At 44.9% G+C, this 17,964-nt stretch carries 23 protein-coding genes; 22 read left to right on the top strand and 1 reads right to left on the bottom strand.

Features of this window, described 5'->3' with window-relative positions; genetic code table 11:
* Positions 1-247: 247 nt before the first annotated feature.
* On the bottom strand, positions 248-553 hold the full coding sequence (locus LPH68_RS11295) for a helix-turn-helix domain-containing protein (RefSeq protein ID WP_004303408.1): 306 nt from the start codon (positions 551-553) through the stop codon (positions 248-250).
* 112 nt (positions 554-665) lie between these two features.
* Between LPH68_RS11295 and LPH68_RS11290 the strand changes: the two genes are divergently transcribed.
* The 22 genes from LPH68_RS11290 (at position 666) to LPH68_RS11185 (ending at position 17,872) form a co-directional block, all read left to right on the top strand.
* On the top strand, positions 666-899 hold the full coding sequence (locus LPH68_RS11290) for a hypothetical protein (RefSeq protein WP_029425873.1): 234 nt from the start codon (positions 666-668) through the stop codon (positions 897-899).
* An 11-nt stretch (positions 900-910) separates the two neighbouring features.
* Complete coding sequence (locus LPH68_RS11285) at positions 911-1,462, top strand: hypothetical protein (protein WP_230296934.1); 552 nt, start codon at positions 911-913, stop codon at positions 1,460-1,462.
* A gap of 122 nt (positions 1,463-1,584) precedes the next feature.
* Positions 1,585-1,863, top strand: a complete 279-nt coding sequence (locus LPH68_RS11280) for a hypothetical protein (RefSeq protein WP_004318158.1) — start codon at positions 1,585-1,587, stop codon at positions 1,861-1,863.
* 19 nt (positions 1,864-1,882) lie between these two features.
* Positions 1,883-2,083, top strand: a complete 201-nt coding sequence (locus tag LPH68_RS11275) for a hypothetical protein (RefSeq protein WP_004318042.1) — start codon at positions 1,883-1,885, stop codon at positions 2,081-2,083.
* 10 nt (positions 2,084-2,093) lie between these two features.
* On the top strand, positions 2,094-2,576 hold the full coding sequence (locus tag LPH68_RS11270) for a DNA N-6-adenine-methyltransferase (protein ID WP_029425872.1): 483 nt from the start codon (positions 2,094-2,096) through the stop codon (positions 2,574-2,576).
* Between the two features lie 17 nt (positions 2,577-2,593).
* Positions 2,594-2,842, top strand: a complete 249-nt coding sequence (locus LPH68_RS11265) for a hypothetical protein (protein WP_004318162.1) — start codon at positions 2,594-2,596, stop codon at positions 2,840-2,842.
* 117 nt (positions 2,843-2,959) lie between these two features.
* On the top strand, positions 2,960-3,226 hold the full coding sequence (locus tag LPH68_RS11260) for a hypothetical protein (RefSeq protein WP_022042327.1): 267 nt from the start codon (positions 2,960-2,962) through the stop codon (positions 3,224-3,226).
* A 25-nt stretch (positions 3,227-3,251) separates the two neighbouring features.
* A complete protein-coding gene (locus LPH68_RS11255; RefSeq protein ID WP_004318164.1) occupies positions 3,252-3,428 on the top strand; it encodes a hypothetical protein in 177 nt (58 codons plus the stop codon).
* Complete coding sequence (locus LPH68_RS11250) at positions 3,425-3,607, top strand: hypothetical protein (protein ID WP_004318165.1); 183 nt, start codon at positions 3,425-3,427, stop codon at positions 3,605-3,607. The genes LPH68_RS11255 and LPH68_RS11250 overlap by 4 nt, the downstream gene beginning before the upstream one ends.
* Before the next feature lie 22 nt (positions 3,608-3,629).
* Positions 3,630-6,533 (top strand): hypothetical protein, encoded by a 2,904-nt coding sequence (locus LPH68_RS11245; RefSeq protein ID WP_004318167.1) that lies wholly within the window; start codon positions 3,630-3,632, stop codon positions 6,531-6,533.
* A 26-nt stretch (positions 6,534-6,559) separates the two neighbouring features.
* The gene (locus tag LPH68_RS11240) at positions 6,560-6,844 is read left to right on the top strand and encodes a hypothetical protein (RefSeq protein ID WP_225982341.1); all 285 of its coding nucleotides are present in this window, start codon (positions 6,560-6,562) and stop codon (positions 6,842-6,844) included.
* A 594-nt stretch (positions 6,845-7,438) separates the two neighbouring features.
* Positions 7,439-7,927, top strand: a complete 489-nt coding sequence (locus LPH68_RS11235) for a hypothetical protein (protein WP_004303399.1) — start codon at positions 7,439-7,441, stop codon at positions 7,925-7,927.
* 87 nt (positions 7,928-8,014) lie between these two features.
* Positions 8,015-8,449, top strand: a complete 435-nt coding sequence (locus tag LPH68_RS11230) for a hypothetical protein (protein ID WP_004303398.1) — start codon at positions 8,015-8,017, stop codon at positions 8,447-8,449.
* Between the two features lie 61 nt (positions 8,450-8,510).
* Positions 8,511-9,377 carry a S49 family peptidase gene (locus LPH68_RS11225; protein WP_004318171.1) on the top strand — a complete coding sequence of 289 codons (867 nt, stop codon included), beginning with the start codon at positions 8,511-8,513 and terminating at the stop codon, positions 9,375-9,377.
* Between the two features lie 24 nt (positions 9,378-9,401).
* On the top strand, positions 9,402-11,609 hold the full coding sequence (locus LPH68_RS11220) for a hypothetical protein (RefSeq protein ID WP_007760685.1): 2,208 nt from the start codon (positions 9,402-9,404) through the stop codon (positions 11,607-11,609).
* A gap of 59 nt (positions 11,610-11,668) precedes the next feature.
* Positions 11,669-12,475: a hypothetical protein gene (locus LPH68_RS11215; RefSeq protein ID WP_004318175.1), complete on the top strand. Its 807-nt coding sequence runs from the start codon at positions 11,669-11,671 to the stop codon at positions 12,473-12,475.
* A 114-nt stretch (positions 12,476-12,589) separates the two neighbouring features.
* Positions 12,590-13,537, top strand: a complete 948-nt coding sequence (locus tag LPH68_RS11210; protein ID WP_004318178.1) for a hypothetical protein — start codon at positions 12,590-12,592, stop codon at positions 13,535-13,537.
* A 156-nt stretch (positions 13,538-13,693) separates the two neighbouring features.
* Positions 13,694-14,368, top strand: a complete 675-nt coding sequence (locus LPH68_RS11205) for a site-specific DNA-methyltransferase (RefSeq protein WP_004318179.1) — start codon at positions 13,694-13,696, stop codon at positions 14,366-14,368.
* Positions 14,343-14,687 (top strand): hypothetical protein, encoded by a 345-nt coding sequence (locus tag LPH68_RS11200; protein ID WP_004318180.1) that lies wholly within the window; start codon positions 14,343-14,345, stop codon positions 14,685-14,687. Before LPH68_RS11205 ends, LPH68_RS11200 begins: the two co-directional genes overlap by 26 nt.
* Complete coding sequence (locus LPH68_RS11195; protein WP_004318181.1) at positions 14,668-15,348, top strand: hypothetical protein; 681 nt, start codon at positions 14,668-14,670, stop codon at positions 15,346-15,348. Before LPH68_RS11200 ends, LPH68_RS11195 begins: the two co-directional genes overlap by 20 nt.
* The gene (locus LPH68_RS11190) at positions 15,308-17,029 is read left to right on the top strand and encodes a hypothetical protein (RefSeq protein ID WP_004318182.1); all 1,722 of its coding nucleotides are present in this window, start codon (positions 15,308-15,310) and stop codon (positions 17,027-17,029) included. The genes LPH68_RS11195 and LPH68_RS11190 overlap by 41 nt, the downstream gene beginning before the upstream one ends.
* Before the next feature lie 456 nt (positions 17,030-17,485).
* Positions 17,486-17,872 carry a hypothetical protein gene (locus LPH68_RS11185; RefSeq protein ID WP_004303389.1) on the top strand — a complete coding sequence of 129 codons (387 nt, stop codon included), beginning with the start codon at positions 17,486-17,488 and terminating at the stop codon, positions 17,870-17,872.
* The last annotated feature ends 92 nt before the right edge of the window (positions 17,873-17,964 follow it).

The following is a 17,964-nucleotide window of genomic DNA, read 5'->3' as shown; positions in this document are numbered from 1 at the left end:
TTCCTTTTTAGGCTAGCAAAGGTATATGCATGAAGGGAATTGACTAAACTTAATCCCCCAAGAATTACAACTGAGCCGTAGACAACATGTGGACGATTCTATTAAATGAAAAAATCGCAAACGCTATTTTAATAGCTGTTTGCGATTTCTCTAAGTGATTCAAGTAACGTTCTTTAATCGCCTGATTATTAATCATTTGTATAAACGTATGGCCTACAATATGCCTACATTTCTTATCTATTACAGGTTATTTCTTACTTAATAAGACTTGTATTAGACGTTCCTTCTCCTCAATTATCCTTTCTAAATCAGCTATTTTTGCATCTTTATCAAGTTCATTTGATTTTATTCCAGTTATGGGAATATCATCAAAGAATACACCTACAGGAACCTCTAAAACCTTTGCTATTGCCTCAATGGTTTTTGTGTTCGTTGATCCATTTCTAACAATAGCCTGTATGCTACTATCTTCTTTTCCTATACGTGAAGCAAGTTCTCGTATAGTGATTTTCTTTAATTCACATAACTCTCTTATTAACAAAAAATTAGCCATATTACACCTTTGTTATAACTTTTATTAACGTGAATTTTATTCACCTGTGGTAAAAATAATTATACCTTTGCTATGTAAAGTTAACAATAATGAGTATATTTATCACAAAGGTATGACGAAAAAAAAATTAAAAAGGAATGATGACGGCGAGAAACTAAGAATGTACCTTTTGAATTTGCCGGTAAAAGAATCTTCTGAAATGTCCCTTAAATTGGCAGAAGCATGTAAAGTGCCATTACATACCTTTCGTAATTGGCGAGGTAGTCGTTGTCGTATTCCCGAACTTGCAAAGGATAAGATCGAGGAAGTAACAGGCGTAAAAATCTTCCATAGTGAAAACCAATAAATAAAAGAAGAATGAAATCAAAGAAATTAGAAATCGAAATTCCGGAAGGTAAAACAGCTGTCTGGAGAAATGGAATCTTAACCCTTATTGATGAACCAGAAAAAGACGTAAGAAAACGTATTAAGACGTTTGAGGACGCCTGCCATGAAATTGGCATCGATGCAGAAGCATGGAACCGAGATAAAATATCCCTCGGTCTTGAACCTGACGTTTTGGCTTTTCTGAAACTCCGTATCATTGTCAAAGCTTTAAATGAAGGCTGGGAACCTCGATTTACAGAGGATGAATGCCGTTATTATCCTTGGTTTATTCTTTATACAGGGGAAGAATACAATAAGTTGGACGAGGAAGAAAAGTCTCGTGTGGTGTATCGGTCGTACTGCTACGCGTACGCGTTAGGCGGTGTTTCGTATGCGAACGCGAATTACGATTCATCGAACACGAATGCGAACATCGGCGTTCGGCTTGCCTTCAAAACGTCGGAACTGGCAGCATATTGCGGTCGACAATTCCTTGATATTTGGGCAGACTTTGTTTTTCTTCCGGAAAAGAAAAGTGAATAAATAACCGGGGCGGCTTTTGCCGCTCCATATAATAACCGCCGGAGTGTGGAGATAACCCCGAAGGGCGAAAGCGGGTGTTATTGGTAGTTCGATGCTATCCTCCGGCACAGCTATAAACAACAATGAGCAAAATTTACATAGTAACTAAAAGGGAATCCGGAATATACGAAGAAGACGGCGTTTGGTTTTCTATCCTTGCCGCATTTGATACGAGAAATAAAGCAGAAGAATATTTAAAGGAATATGAAAAAACAGCTCCTAAAGAAGCTTACTACACTTTCTATCGAATAGAACCTGTTCCGTTGTTTCTTTCTTCTCATAAAGTGAAAATAAACAGACCGAAACATACGACCTATCCTATTGGTGAATTGGTAAAATTAAAAATAAGTGGTGAAAAATAATTCAAATCAAGAAAAGATAATGAGCAAAGAAGAAGCTATACAAGCAATGAAAGAGGGTAAGAAGGTTACGCACCGTTTCTTTTCCTCTGACGAATGGATGACTATTGAAAACGGATTTCTTCTTTTAGAAGATGGTGTACGTATCTCTTTGGAAGATTTCTTCAATTTTCGCAGTGATAGTCTTTGGGATAATGGATATGAATTGTATAACCCCTCATAACATGATAGATATGAATACAACCTTTGAAAAATCGGCTAATACCACTGATGAGTGGTATACACCCAAAGAAATTATAGACGCATTAGGAAAGTTTGATTTAGATCCATGTGCTCCGGTTAAACCGCTTTGGCAAACGGCAGAAACCATGTACAACAAAAACCATGACGGATTAACTAAAGATTGGGTAGGTCGTGTCTGGTTAAATCCACCTTATTCCCGTCCGCTTATTGAACAATTTGTTCGTAAACTGGCACAACACGGCAATGGCATTGCGCTGTTGTTCAACCGCTGTGATAGTAAGATGTTCCAGGATATTATATTTGAGAAGGCAACGGCAATTAAATTTCTACGCGGAAGGATTCGTTTTTTCAGGCCGGACGGAATACGGGGGGATTCGCCTGGTTGTGGTGCTGTTTTGATCGCTTTTGGAGAAGAAAACGCAGAGATACTAAAAACTTGTAACATAAGTGGCAAGTATGTAAGAATCAATTAGAGTAAAACAAATTAAATATGAGTGAATATTCATTGAAAGAAAGAGTTCAGATGTTAACATCATCGCTTGTATATGGCGGTCCTATGACATTTGAGCAAATCAAGAAATTAGATTGGTTGAAAAATACATCTGAATACGGAATATTATTTTATCTCCGGGAAGCTGAAAGATATGAATGGATAAAGACTAAATGTTTCAAAGGTGATAAACCGAATATCTATTCGGCAACGGCTAAAGGCCGAAAAATGGCTGATGCAAGAGATTAAATAAAAATGGATAAGAAAAATAAAAGGGTGTATCTTTCTAATACAAAAGAAGAAAGAGCGATAAATATAAATCAGTTTTTTACACTTTATGTGGACTTTTCTAAAAATAATACAGCAATGAAATCAACAATTACCACCCCCGATGAATTAACCACGTTACGAATAGAAGGCAGTAGTGGAACCTATAAAATATTCAGTAGCTTCCGCCCCATGGAATCCCCTGCATTCGTGGATGCAATGGACCGGAAGTATAATCTGGCGGAAATAAAGAATCTTTCCGACGGAAAAGGTTATTTCCTGGTACACCTGAACAAGAAGCAACAGGAAACCATACAGGAGGATTTAAACGCTATCCTTTGTGATAGTGTGCCATGCCTTCTATAAACTAAGACGATCTTAACGAAATGCCATGAAAGAAGACAGACGCCTAAGAAACCTACGTTATCAGATGCGGAAGAAAGGTTACCAGTTCGATACAAAGAACCTGGTGGTCATTATGCCTTCACATGACAAACGTTCCCTTCTCCAGGAAAGGAGATTAAGCAAATTCGGTTTTTCAATTCAGTATAACATGTTTGAACAATGAAAGATAAAAATTTAAAATACATCGCCCACGCTATTATCGTGGTTGCCTTTATGGGACTGATTGCCTTTGTCATTTATTATACGGGTAAAACCGCTTTTCTTTGGCTGTTATTATTCGTTTTCCTGTATCAACCTTGGGGAGACTTGAAAACAAAGCAGGAGGAAAACAACGAAAAATAAGTAACTATGTAACTTTATAACGATGATAAAGGCAGAAGACATCTACAAAGTAACCAACAACGGGCTGGATATTATTCTACATTATTATCCGCAAGCCCGGGATTGTGTCGGAACCAACCGCCATTTCAAACGCCGGCCGTCAGAAGACGACGCGTCGGCCTGTATCAAGCTATTCGGAAAGGAAGGTTCCCAGCAGGTTTATAAGGTAACGGATTTCGGCGATACCGGAACGGCTCAAAGCCCTGTCGATATCTGCATGTATGAGGAAGGCCTCCGGTTTAACGAGGCGATCCTTAAACTTGCATCCATGTACAACGTAACCGATGAACTCAACCGTAACGTAAACAAGCCGGATATCCGTAAGGTTCCGGCCTCCCAGGATCAGAAAGACGGTACTAAAATTTTCGAGCTTGCCGATCATCTCACCCCGGATCAGTTACGCATACTCGGCCCCCGTGTCACCCAGGAGAACGCCGAGGCTCTGCACTGGTATTCGGCCAAATATATAGGGTATGTAAAAAATCGCGAGGTAACCTATAAATACGCGACTGCGACATACCCTATCTTTATGCGCGAATGTCTGGTAAAACCGGCCGAAGGCGACACGCCCGAAGTGAAGTTCTATAAAATATACGAGCCTCTGAATCCGGACAAGCAGTGGCGTTTTTCCTACACCCCGGAAGGTGTCAAGCCGAAGGACTATATAAACGGTCTTTCCGAACTGAAAGCCTTATACCGGGAGTTTAATTCCAGGGAAGAAGCCGCCTTTAAAAAGAATCCGGCCAATGCGGAAAAGCCTTATAAGGAACAGAAGCTGCAGGAGGCGTTTATATGTTCCGGAGAGCGCGACGCCCTGTGCGTTAAATCGCTGGGCTTTTCCCCGATCTGGTTTAATTCGGAAACATATAAACTTTCCGAACAGGACTACAAGGAGATCATGAAATACGTTGAAGTCCTGTATAACATACCCGATATCGACACGACGGGCAGGGTAAAGGGTACGGAACTTGCACTACGTTTTATCGATATCCACACGATCTGGCTACCGGCCTGGCTTACCACTTACCGGGATCAGCGGGGCAAACCCCGTAAGGACTTCCGGGACTTTATGGAATTACGAAGCAAGAACGAGGATTTCCGTAACCTTATGACGCTTGCCATGCCCGCCAAATTCTGGTATTCCAAGTTTAACGAGAAATCCCGGCAATGGGATCACAATATAGACGCGGACTGCCTTCACTACTTTTTACGTCTTAACGGTTTCTATTCGCTTCATGATGAAAATTCCAGTTCAACGAAATACATCCGTATTACCGGCAATATTGTAAAACTGATAAAGGCAAAGGATATCCGGAAGTTTATCCGTGAGTGGGCCCAAGAGAACTTTTTATCCCGCGATATAAGGAATCTTATTCTGAACAGCCCCAAACTGTCAGATACGGCCCTGGACAATTTGCAGGAAATAGAACTGGACTTTACCAATTATACCCATAATACGCAGATGTTCTTCTTTCCCGGTTGCAGCATGGAGGTAAGCGGTACCGGTATAAAGGAACATCCGGCCAACGGCAGCACATTGTCCCACTACGTTTGGGAAGAAAACGTACTGAAACACAAAGTCCGTCTTATGGAAGACATGTTTACCATTTCCCGTAAAAAAGACATAGAGGGCAACGATGTGTTTGATATCCGGATAAATGCCGTACCGTCTAACTTTTTCGGCTATGTAATCAATTCGAGCCGCGTTTACTGGCGTAAGGAACTGGAATACAATTTCGACGACAAGAGCGTGGGGGAAGCGGAATCCTACCGGGAAAAACATAAATTCGATATCGAGGGGGAAGGCCTCACGGCGGAAGAAGTTGCCGAACAGAAAAGAAACCTTATCAATAAGATATTTACTATCGGTTATATGCTGCATCGGTACAAATCCCCTTCGCGTGCCTGGGCACCACAGGCCATGGATAACAAGATCGGTGAAGACGGTGAATGTAACGGACGTTCGGGCAAATCATTCATGTTCAAGGCCCTTTCCTACTTTATGAAGAGCGTCAAGCTTTCCGGCCGTAATCCCAAGTTAATGGATAATCCGCATGTGTTCGACCAGGTGAACCAGCATACCGACTTTATTCTGGTGGATGATTGCGACCGGTATCTTAATACGGGCCTGTTTTACGACATCATCACGTCAGATATGACCGTGAACCCGAAGAACAACCAGTCGTTTACTATACCTTTCGAGGAATCGGCCAAGCTGGGATTTACAACTAATTACGTTCCTATTGATTTTGATCCGTCTACGGAAGCCCGTTTGCTGTACCTGGTATTCTCCGACTACTACCACCAGCGTACGGAAGATAACGACTACCGGGAAACGCGTTCTATCCGGGACGATTTCGGTAAGGATTTGTTTTCCAAGACTTACAGCGAGAACGAGTGGAACGCCGATATAAATTTCTTCTTGCAGTGCTGCCGTTTTTACCTTTCCCTTTGCGAGGAATCTATAAAATTGCTTCCGCCCATGGAAAACATTATCAGGCGTAAATACAAGGCCGATATGGGCAATAACTTTGAGGACTGGGCGAACTCTTATTTCTCTCCGGACAGCGAGCACCTGGACTGTTTTATCGTCCGTGAAAAGGCCTTCGCCGATTACAAAAGCTTTTCCGGTGTGAATAAAATCACGATGCAGCGTTTTACAAAGGCCCTCAAAGGTTTTGTGGCCCTTTGCCCCTACATTGACGAACTCAACCCGAAGGACCTTTGCAACTCCCAGGGGCGTATCGTACGCAAGGATAACGACGGCAAGGCCGCCGACATGATCTATCTGCGTTCATGCGGCACGGCGGAAACGGCTGCCGGTGGTGGAACGGAACCGGCCGATCCGACACTCATGTTTGTACCTGATGAACGACCGGATGAATGAATAACGCGCATTTGAAATTAAACAGCATGTCCGAGTTTACCGCGCTCTGGAACAGCGGCGAGAGGTTCCGGAAATTCGCCGAACAGGTCTACCGCTATCTGGAGCGTATGAAACCCGGTACCGTCCTGGCACTGGAACGCTATTCGGGCGAGCAGCTCGAATGGATCATCAAAACGGCCTGTGTTTTTATCCTGGAAGGCGACAACTACCTGGAGTATGAATTTAACGAGGACTATACGGCCGTCGTGCACCGCTATATACCCCCGGACGTAAAGAAATGGATTTTAAGCAGGTGCAAACATCGCGTATAAGACGGATCGGAGCCGGTATAAAATACGAAAAGAGGGACCAGATACGAATGTGTCGGTCCCTCTTTTCGTATGGAAACAAATGCGTCCCGCCCGGCTTCCCTCCCCATACCCCACCTCTATTTCATACAAAATTTTAGTAACCTTGTAACCTTTGTTTGCTTGAAAGAAAAAAGTCTGAAAATCAAATAAATAAATAGGAAATAAAGGTTACGAAGTTGCAGTTACAAAACGGTTACGAATTTTTCCGGTTTGTAACACCGGCCTTTTTATCTTCTACCGGTAAGCCCGGTTACAAACTGTTTTCCGGCCATTTTTTTGTAACGGAAATTAGTAACGTTACTAAGTTGCTAAGATACAGGATTTTATCTTTGTCGGTTGCCCGGTTACGAAATTACAAAAATTTAGTACCGGATTATATTAGCACAGCCTGGCAGAGAAAATGTCGGGTGTGTGGCGGCTGGAAAAGGCATATTATAATTATTCTCCCGGAGTATATTTATCAAAATGACGACTGAAAGCCTACATTTTCCCGTAAATGGCAGACCAACAGCCGATAAAGGAATATCTTTGCCTTTAAAAAGGAATGTTATTGCTATGATTACCACCCGAATACAGATCGAATCCTACCTGGCCGAGTATGTCCGGGGCAAATATTACGACGAAACGGTCGGTACCGTCCGTTTTCCTTCCTCGTCCGATATCTATGTGACCGTTTACGATCTCATGGAGAAACGGCCGGTAAATTGTCCGGCTGACCGCGGCAACCTGGAGTTTATGCTGCCTGACCGCCGGGAGGCCAATTTTGCCGGCGGCAAGTCTCCGGAACAGTTCAATTACATTTCCGTACGCGGTACCGCCATTCTTGAAAAGCGTCTGCGTGCCCTGATGTGGGCCGAGCTGCACGAACTCATGGACGAAAACAAGCACCTGCACGGAATCGAGTTTAAGGAAACCGTTTTTACCTTCCTGAAAAAGTATGATATCTCTTCCATTCAGGAAGACGGGCTGCTGAAAAACTACCAGCGGTGGCGGGACAGTTTCAGGCGTAAGAAGAAAAGGGCGTATAACCGAAAAAAAGTGTAAAAAAGCAAGTTATTTTTTACCTACCAACTGTATCTGTTTGTCCTTTTTTGTCCGGTTTTTGGCTGAAAAACGTCCGAAAAATGCTGAATGTTTGATTATCAATACTTTATATCTGTAATTATGTCAAGAAAGTTAATATCCGCCGCCCATAGCCTGCAACTGGTTCCCGTTTACAACATTATCCATTTTGGCGTCGTGCTCTCGAAAGTCGTTATCCGCTCTATCGGAAAACCTGATATTCTTATGATCGTACCGGGAACCTTAAAACCGGGTGACAGCAAAAATGAAGACGTCTATACTAAAAAACATACCTTCAAGCTTGCCGACGTGTCGCAAAATAAGACGCTTTACCTGGAAAATCTGAAAGCGACGCCCTTTGTCGCCCTCTATACTGACGAAACGGGTAACACCCGTGTTTCCGGTTCTCCCGATTACCCGCTTACCTTTTCTTTTGAGATCGGCGGGGGCCTGTATAACTGCACCCTGTCCGGTACGGGTCCGGGCGTTGATGCGTTCCTGTAGGTTCCTTTCAGTCCTTCTCTACCTATTATATAGGCGTTTTCTTTGCCGTAAAAAAGAGAACGTGGACAAAATACAGGAGATTTTTACAGCACCTTGGGCAATCGCTGATAATGATTATTACCGGTTGCTTTCCTTACTTGTGCCGTGTGTTGCAGCCGGCAACCTGGATGCGATCGAAAAACGGCTCGACAATAATAAAATAACCGCCTACGCTACTACGCCTTACCTTGCCAACCGGTGGGAACTGGATGATGACACCCTGCCGGCTGACAGTGTGGCCGTCATTATCCTGGAAGGCACCTTGTATTCCTGGGAGACTTACCGCCTGGAAAAGCAGCTCCGTGATATTTCCGATAATCCTAAGATTTGCGGCGCGGTCCTGTGGATCAACGGTCCAGGCGGTATGGTCGCACATGTGGACCTGGCGGCTAAAATGATTGCCGAATCTTCCAAACCTATAGCCACCTACGTGGCCGGTACCATGGGTAGTGCCCATTTCTGGCTGGGCACCGCCGCCGGTAGAACCTTTATCGCTTCCCCTATGTGTGAAGTCGGTTCCGTCGGTATCATGCTTACTTACCAATCCTTTAAGGAATATTTCAGGAAACAGGGCATTGATTACCGGGAAATCTATCCGGATAGTGCCGATCTGAAAAACTATGAAACCCGCGCGATTGAAAAGGAGAACAACGAAGAGCCTATAAAGCAGCGTCTGGCCGTCATGCACCGTATTTTCTGCGATGCGATCAGTCGGAATCTGGGTATTGCCTATGATCCGGAACTTCCCCTTTTCCGGGGACAGATATTCACCGGTGACGTAGCCGTGGCAAACGGCTATATCGACCAGTTCGGTACGCTGGAAGACGCGGTAAAGTGGGTACTGGCACAGGCCACCGTCAGAAAAGTAAACGAGATGTATAACATATAGTATTAACTTTAAAATTTTGTATATATGAAATTGGATTTTAAGAGCTTATCCGCTCACATGCTGGGCTTGTTGGGCCTGTCGGAATGGAGCAAGGTAGAGGATAAGAACTCTATCACGGCCGAGGAAATGGCAAAACTGAAAAACTACGGTTTTCCTGAAAAATTCCTCACGGACTTTAAAGCGTCCCTCGAAAACGATTTCCAGGACGAAGCCGAAGACGGAAACCAGGGAGAGGGAACCGAAGAACCTACCACTACCGCTTTCCTTCGCGGTTTGTTGGGTGATACTGCCGCCCGTCTGGTACAGGCGCAGGAACAGCTTGAAGCCTTGCAGACGCAACAGCGTGACGAAAACCGGAACAACACCGCGCTGATTGCCAAGAAGGATGCCGAGATAACGAAGCTTTCCGGTATTATCGCCCAACTTTCAGCCGCCGCGGAAGATGATCCGGGCAAAGGGAAGCAGCACAACGCCCAGGCGGACGGTAAAGGGGCTTTCAATCTCCGGGACGAAAAGCAGCTGGGAGGCTTGCAGGGTGAAATGTTCTCACTGGACCGCCCGTATAACCTTCGCGCCAAAGCTGCGTTAATGGAGGCTGCCGGTTTTGAAATGATCGCTCTTCCGAAAGCCAGTTCCCTTGACTACAGCCGTTTGAAGGAAGACCTCGGGGCTTTTTATCGTATTCCCTGGCAACAGCGTTTGCAGTCGTTTTTAATGGAACTTCCTTCCATTGAAAGTATTTTCCCGCTTGAATCCGGTTATCAGGATTTGGCTACGCTGGTTAATATCTGGCTGGGCGAGTTCTCACAGGCCGGCAATGAGGAATCCGACTTCGACAAGGTGACTAAAGGTTCCTACGAGTTCGACGATGAAACCCTGCGCATGTTCAACGTGATGTTTGCACACCGTTTCAAAAATTTAAAGGCCCTGGAGAAAACCTGGATCGGCACTTTGAACAAGGAAGGTTCAAACCCTATCAAGTGGTCTTTTATCGAGTACATCCTGGCCGAAACCGCCAAGAAGTTGCATAACGAGCGTGAACAACGCCGTATTAACGGAATCCGTAAGGACCCGAATCTGAACGAACCGGGCAAAGCACTTGCTGCAGCTGACGGCCTGTATGAGTTCCTGAACAAGAAAGTGAACGGACATACCGATATCAATAACGGAAAGTTCGTTTACCAGATTAAACCGTTCGAGCTGGGAGAACTTACCGAAGCAAACATCGGTGAAAAGGTGTACAAGGGTACTTCCATGATCCCGGCGGTTCTTCGTGACAGCGGTAACCTGGCACTTTATATGCCTTCGCACTTTATTGTATTGTATCATAAATACAATGAACTGCATTACGGACAGAACCAGGATTACAAGGCTAATATCATGTATGTGAAGGAATATCCGGCGGTAAAGATTATCCCGGTTCCCAATGCTGACAACCACCACCGTATTTTCTGGACGTTTGAAGGCAACATTAAAACCTACGAGGACAAACCAGGCGAAATGACGGCTTTCAACCTGGAGCAGGAAGACTGGAGCCTGAAAGTATGGAGTAACTGGCGTGAAAGTATCTGGGCTATTGCCGTGGGCTTCAAGTACACCAAGAAAGAAGATATGGACTATACGCGCCAGATGATCTTCTGTAATGAGTATGACCGCCCGGCGTCTTACTTTGTGGACGCTGACAAGGACAAGAACCCGTCGGCCAAGCTTCATACCTCCATTGTTACCGTAGCGAACACAGCCGAATTTACGATTACCGATATTGAAGACGCGCCGGTAGGTACGGTTATTTCCCTGAAATGCGGAAGCGTGGATAAAGGCGTTAAGATTGAGAAAAGCGGAAAATTTGACCTTATTTCCGCTACCTGGCAGCCGGGTAAGGGGGATGTTATCAAACTGATGAAACGTGCCGACGGTAAATTTATCGAGATCGGCCGCGAAAACGCTTCTTCCGATGCGTTGCAGTTTGCGCCGGATGAAACGGATCCTTCTTTGCTTGACGGTGAAGTATTCGTAACCGGTGAGAATACAAAGGCAACGGCAATCACTAACTTTACCGATGCGGAAGCCGGTGTCGTTTACACGATCTACGGAAGCGGTTCTGAATTTGCTTCCACCATTGCAGCCGGCGGAAACTTTGTCTTAACCGAAGCTATGACGCTTTCCGAAGGCAAGTTTATCAAGCTGGCGAAAGCCGCCGACGGTAAATTCTACGAAGTGGCAAGAGGCTAATTTTTGGCGGAAGGGATACTTTATCCCTTCCATTTTATAACCTTATAAATCATTAAGTTATGACATACGTAAAAGCAAGCGTAAGAAGGCCGGCCGGCAATCCCGGTAACGGTATTCAGCCCAAGGATCAGCTCGTAATTTACGACGTTGACGATATTCTTTCCTTCCCGCAGAGAAACGATGCCGGCGTGGTTATCGAGGATGATATCGTAATGAAGGCGGGACGTTACGCGATCGGTATTTACCTGACACCCGGTACCGCTGAAATCAGTTCCAACAGTGACGGGGAAACGGACGCCGAAGGTTATACGCCTTCCGTTAAGTTCAATCATCCCGGTAACGAACAGGAAATTCGCGAGTTTAAGACAAACTGGCTGTCCAAGAAATGTATCGTTGTGCTCCGTTATTGTAGCGGAAAGCCTGCCGATCTGATCGGAACGCCCTGTAACCCGTGTAAGTTATCCGTTTCTTATACCGGTTCCAATGAATCGAATACGAACGAACTTACTTTCACCCAGATCAGCAAAGGGGATGATATCGCCATTTACCGGGGTACCGACACTCTGGAAGAACCGGTGGCCGTGGTGGAAGCCGGAGCCACGGATATAGATTACCAGACGGACGGGCAGTACCAGCTTTCCGCGGGTGCGGCTAAGATAGCCGGTGTTACCGGTGGAAGTCACGGCTCGGTAATTACCCTTATGGGATGTTCGGGTGTTGCGCCTACGGTGGAAGCGGGCGGTAATTTCCTTCTGAAAGGTGGTAAGACGTTTACCGCTTCCGAAGGTTCCCAACTGACGTTGCGGGCGTTTAACGACGGTTCGGAGGCTATGAAATGGATTGAACAAAGCCGTTATGAGGCGTAAGTAAACGGCTTTCATGTAATTCAAAGGGTGACCGGCAGCACATGCCCGGCCACCCTTTGTCCTTTTTAGGGTAATTGCCCCTTTTTTCCTTTGTATCATCAAATTTTATATAGTATGAAACAGGAAATTATTACCTATCTGGCCGGTCCGCGTAACTTTATTCAGGGCGTGGAACTGTACGAGAAATACGGTATCAACCGTATGTTAAAGAAGTCATTCCGCCGGCAGGGAGAAACGGAAACGATGAAGGCCATTCTTTTAGAGGAACTACGGAAGTTGGCCGGGCTTTCTGAACGTGAATTTAAGACGATCCGGCGAAACTCCAAACAGCTGACCGCGGTAAAAATGGAACCCGCCCGGGAGGAAACATCCAAAACGCCGGTAAAATACAGCGATGATTTGCTGCTGGAACTTGCCGAATCTTTCGGCGTCAGTGTGGAAGAACTCGTTTCGTCCGATTTCCGGGATAAGGTTCTTTCCATGGATGAAAATGCCGACCGTGTGGAAGAGCTGGAAGAGGAACTGGAAGAGGCGGAGAAACGATACAAAGCAGCCCCGGAAACCGTAACCAAAATGATACGTTTCCGCGAGAAATTTACCTTCCTGAATTCTCCGGATTGTCCCGACATTCTGAAAATACTTGTTTCCGACATGTTCACCGCATACGGGAAGTATAAGGAAGCTTTCGCCCGCCTGGAAGCTACGCCGGATGATGTCAGTTCACTTTCTACAGCACAGGAAGCGCAGGCGGTTGTGGAAAACTTCATCGCTAACCGCGAGATGTGGGATGAACTGGAATATTACCGGGAGAACGGAAAGATTCTGGGTAAATGTGAGAAGGTAAAAAGTTTGTCCGTCCGTAAGGGCGTCGAGAACCTTTCGGATATCGACATACAAAAGGCACTGAATAACGCCCGCGCCAACCTTTCAAAGAATAAGGCGAAACTGGAACAGGCCGGGGATGATGAGAAGAAGAAAGCGAGTGCCCTTGCATTGATCCAAAAGTGGGAAACTACACAGAAGGCCATAGAGGAAGAAATTGAGGCGCGAAAAAAAAAGTAATTGAACTTATTGCCAGTCTGACAGGGAAACGGCAACGGATCACAAAGAACCTGGGCCGTTTCTCTCACCCTTGCGACCGCTCGGAGCTGGGGCACCAGCTCAAGACATTAACCCTCCGGATAGAAAAAGAAGAAAGCCGGCTTAAACAACTTTCCAATGATTACAAACCAAATATATAACGAGGATTGCCTGGAGGCGTTGAAACGTGTTCCGGACAATTCCGTAGATTGTATAATAACCGATCCGCCTTATTTCCTGGGAATGACACACAACGGGCAGAAAGGCAGTTTTAAAGATTTGTCTATCTGTAAACCCTTTTACCGGGATTTGTTCCTGGAGTTTAACCGGGTGAAGAAACCCGGTGCTTGTGTGTACTTTTTTACGGACTGGCGCGGGTATGCTTTTTATTATCCGTTGTTTGACTTGTATTTAGGCGCGTCAAACATGATCGTCTGGAACAAACAGTCGGGCCCGGGTAATCATTACGCCTTTATACATGAGCTTATTTTGTTTCATTGCGGAAAGGGTGTTTCTATCGGTGCCACAAACATAATAGATAATATCCGGTCTTTTGCTTCCGGTGCGAAACTGGTAGAAGGTGAAAAGGTTCATCCCACACAGAAACCGGTGGCGTTGATCCGTAAACTGATTGAAGACAGTACAAAGCCCGGCGATCTGATCCTGGACACTTTCGGCGGTTCCGGTACTACGGCCGTGGCAGCCATTGAAAGCGGCCGGAACTTTGTATTAATGGAACAGGACGAAATTTATTATTTCACGGCACAGAAACGAATAAAAGATGCGTATGAACGATTTAACGGTGGTGGATAGTATTTACCTGGATGCGCAGCAAAAGGAGGATGTACGGCGTTTGTCTTCTTTAGGGTATTCGCCGAAAGACATAGCCGTTTCCCTGGGGCTTTCTTTGGAGGATGCCGGGCTTTTTGTCCGGGATGCGGAAACGGTAGGAACTTCCGTTAACTTCCTGATCCGGGAAGGGATTCTGGTAGCACGTGCCGCGCCTGAAATAAAACTCCATGAAGCGGCGGAAGGCGGAAACGTGGAAGCTATAAAACAGCTGGAGGCCGTACGGAAAAGACATACTTTTGAACGTTTAATCGAACAAATGGATGACGACGAATTTAATTAAGCCCTCACGAATAGACTTTGACAAGGTGGATATCAACCAGATTCAAAGGATTCTTTCTACCGGTACGCTGGAAGCCCTCGCGCCCGATGAAAGGGAATATTACAGCCTTATGGAAATGGTACGGGGCCTTCGTGCCCGTATGCGTATAAATGGTAAGCTGGTGACAAAGGCCGGCATCATCCGCCTTTTGAAGTCGGAACCTTACGGCCTTTCGGACTGGATGGCCCGCCAGGTGTACGCTGACAGTCTCAATTTCTTTTATACGCAGGATAACGTACGCCCGCAGGCTTTCGCTAACTTGTATGCGGAAAAGGCCGAAAACTGGGCGAATACCGTCTTTCTTATGGGAAATGTGAAGGAGGCTAAGAACCTGCTGAAACTGGCGGCGGAACTTCGCGGATGTTATAAGGATCAACAGGCCGAAATACCGGAGGAACTGCTTTCACAGAAAAGCACGGTTATTTATACTACCAGCCGTAAGGATCTGGGTGTTCCTGAAATCGACCGTAAGGAACTGGAAGAGTTTATCGACGCGATCCCGGAAATTCCTGTTATTGTACGTGATAATATAAAAGAGGACGCGCGTATTAAAGCTTTTGACCTGAAAAAACGTATGTTGTATGATATCAAAGAGTTCGGGGAAGATAACGAAGGTGAGTAACGCCGATGATGTGGAAATCAAATACGGCCATATAATCCAGGTTCTGACGGACTGGATCGATACTACTATCCTTGTATCTGTTGACGGGCGCGGTACGGCCAAATCGACCGTTATACAAGCCAGGCGTTCCGCCCGTTGTGTGGAAGAAATGCCCGGCGGTGCGTTCGCTTTTGTTGCCAATACCTACAGTAACCTGGAAGATAATATAATGCCGGCCGTACAGAAGGGCTGGCAGCTTATGGGCCTGATCGAAGGGGTACACTATGTAAAAGATACCCGCCCGCCTGAATCCTGGCGGCGTAAATGTTCGGTTATCGTGGATGATTACAAGCATGTTTACAGCTTCTGGAACGGATGTGTTATTTTCATGGGATCACTGGATAACCCTTCGCTGCTTGCCGGAAAGTCTGTAATACATCTGTTTTATGATGAAGCGAAGTACGACAAGGAAATGAAAGTAAACCGCGCTATGCCTATTCTTCGCGGTGATGCGATCACTTACGGACATTCCCATTTATTCCTGGGGATAACCATTACTACCGATATGCCGGATATCGACGAAAACGAGTACGACTGGTTTTTCCGGTATGTCAAGCAAATGGACCCGGAACGGATCATTAAAATAGTACAGGCGGCAAGTATGCGTAATGACCTGGTAATTTCTCTATTAAAAGAAGAAAGAAAAAATAAGCCTTCCCCTTTGAAACTGAAACGTTTGAAACGGGATATTGAATATTACGACCGGGCTTTGTTGAAGTTGAGAAAAGGACAAACGTTCTTTCTTAACGCTTCTTCATTCGCTAATGTTGAGATACTTACGATTGATTATTTAAAGCGGTTGTATAATGGAACGCTGGAGCTTCACGAATTTAAAAAGTCGGTGGTGGGTATGCGTCCCGGTCTTCGCAGGGATTTACGTTTCTATGTGTTGTTTGGTGAAGGACATAAGTATTATAACGGTACCATGTCCGGAGAAGCCGCTTACAGCTCGCGGGAGCTCCGGTACCTGCACCATGATAAAGCGATTGAAGGTGGTATGGACTTCGGTAATATGCTTTCTTTGGTGATCGGTCAGCCGGACGGTGCTTATTACCGGGTACATAAGAACTTTTTTGAGATACCGCCGGGCTGGTTCCGGGAGATCGCCGACCAGTTCCTCACTTTCTTCCAGAACCACGAATATAAAGAACTGGATTTGTACTATGACCGTGCAGGTAATAACTTTGAGAAACAGAAGGAGGATTACGCGGGTAAGATCAAAGACGCCATAGAAAAAGACGGTAGCGGAAACCGTACCGGCTGGATCGTAAACCTAAAGAGCCGCAAACAGGCAGTTATCCGGCAGGATACGGAATACGACTTTATGCAGGAGATTATGGGCGGTACCAACAAGAACCTGCCTATCTTGCTGGTTGATGCGATGAACTGTAAAGAAATGGTTAGTTCCGTAGAAAAGGCAAAGGCTGAAATCAAATACCGGGGTAATTCTAAGGTAGTGTTCAAGGTGAAGAAGTCCGAAAAGCTGGCACCGAAAAAACTACCGATGTTATCCACCAATTTCTCCGACGCTTTCAAATACTTACTGATGCGCCCCGGCTGGATAGCTTTAGTACGAGGCAAGCGGACGCTGCAGGCCGACTCGTTTGTGGATCAATGGATAGAGAACAGGCATAAAAGGTAATTGCCTTGTAACGCTGGAAAATCGGTTTTCCGGCGTTTTTTGTGTTACCAGGTTACGGGTACCCCTCCGGGAGAGGTCATATTTCACCTTTTAGGGGGAGGGCAACTGCTTTCCGACTTCTGAGCGGCTCGGTCTTCGGAAGGTGTCATTTTTTTAGTTTTTGAAATTTTCTTTGGTTTTTGGCTGTTTTTCAGTTGTTTATCTGCATTTAGACCAAAATTTTACGCGAAAAAGCGCGTTTTTTATGCGTTTTTGTTTCATTTTTTGCCCATTTTTGGGTGAATTACCGTGTATTTTGGGGCGGTTGCCTTTCATTTTTGATTGATTTTGGGGTAATATTTTTTATAAATGTATATATTTAAGTACTTTTGCAATCGTCAAAATTACACTGCATATATACCGTCAGGACTTACGGGTGGTACAAACTAAAGTACACACTAATTTTAAGTTACTGATATGAAAAGATTTTTTTTAGTTATTGTATTGGCCATACTAACAATGGCAGCCATTGCACAAGAACCGTATAAGGCTTATTGTGAAATCGTGGGTACTGGAAATATAACCGGTACAAAAGTAAAAATAGAAGTAGATTTCGGCCAGAAGGCAAAATGGGCAACACCAAATGCTCGTTTTTTAGTAGATGAAAACGGTGAAAAGATGAATTTTAATTCAATGATAGACGCCGTTAACTATTTGGCTAAATTGGGTTGGGAACTAATACTGGCTTATCCGGTTACACCTACACAAGGAATGAGCAAAGACCCTGTTTATCACTATATTCTTTGTAAAAAGGTAACTTCTGATGAACAGATAAAAGAGGGAATTAATTTAAAAGACAAATAGAATATTAATTATAGTGTGTAACGCTCACCCTTAATCAGGTGGGCGTTTTTTGTTACGAAGTAACGAATCGTAGAGTCGAGAAACTTTCTTTC

Source organism: Bacteroides sp. 1_1_30 (assembly GCF_020982715.1).
GTDB lineage: Bacteria > Bacteroidota > Bacteroidia > Bacteroidales > Bacteroidaceae > Bacteroides > Bacteroides xylanisolvens.
Note: the sequence above shows the minus strand (reverse complement) of the source record. Positions and strands in the feature narration are given on the sequence as shown.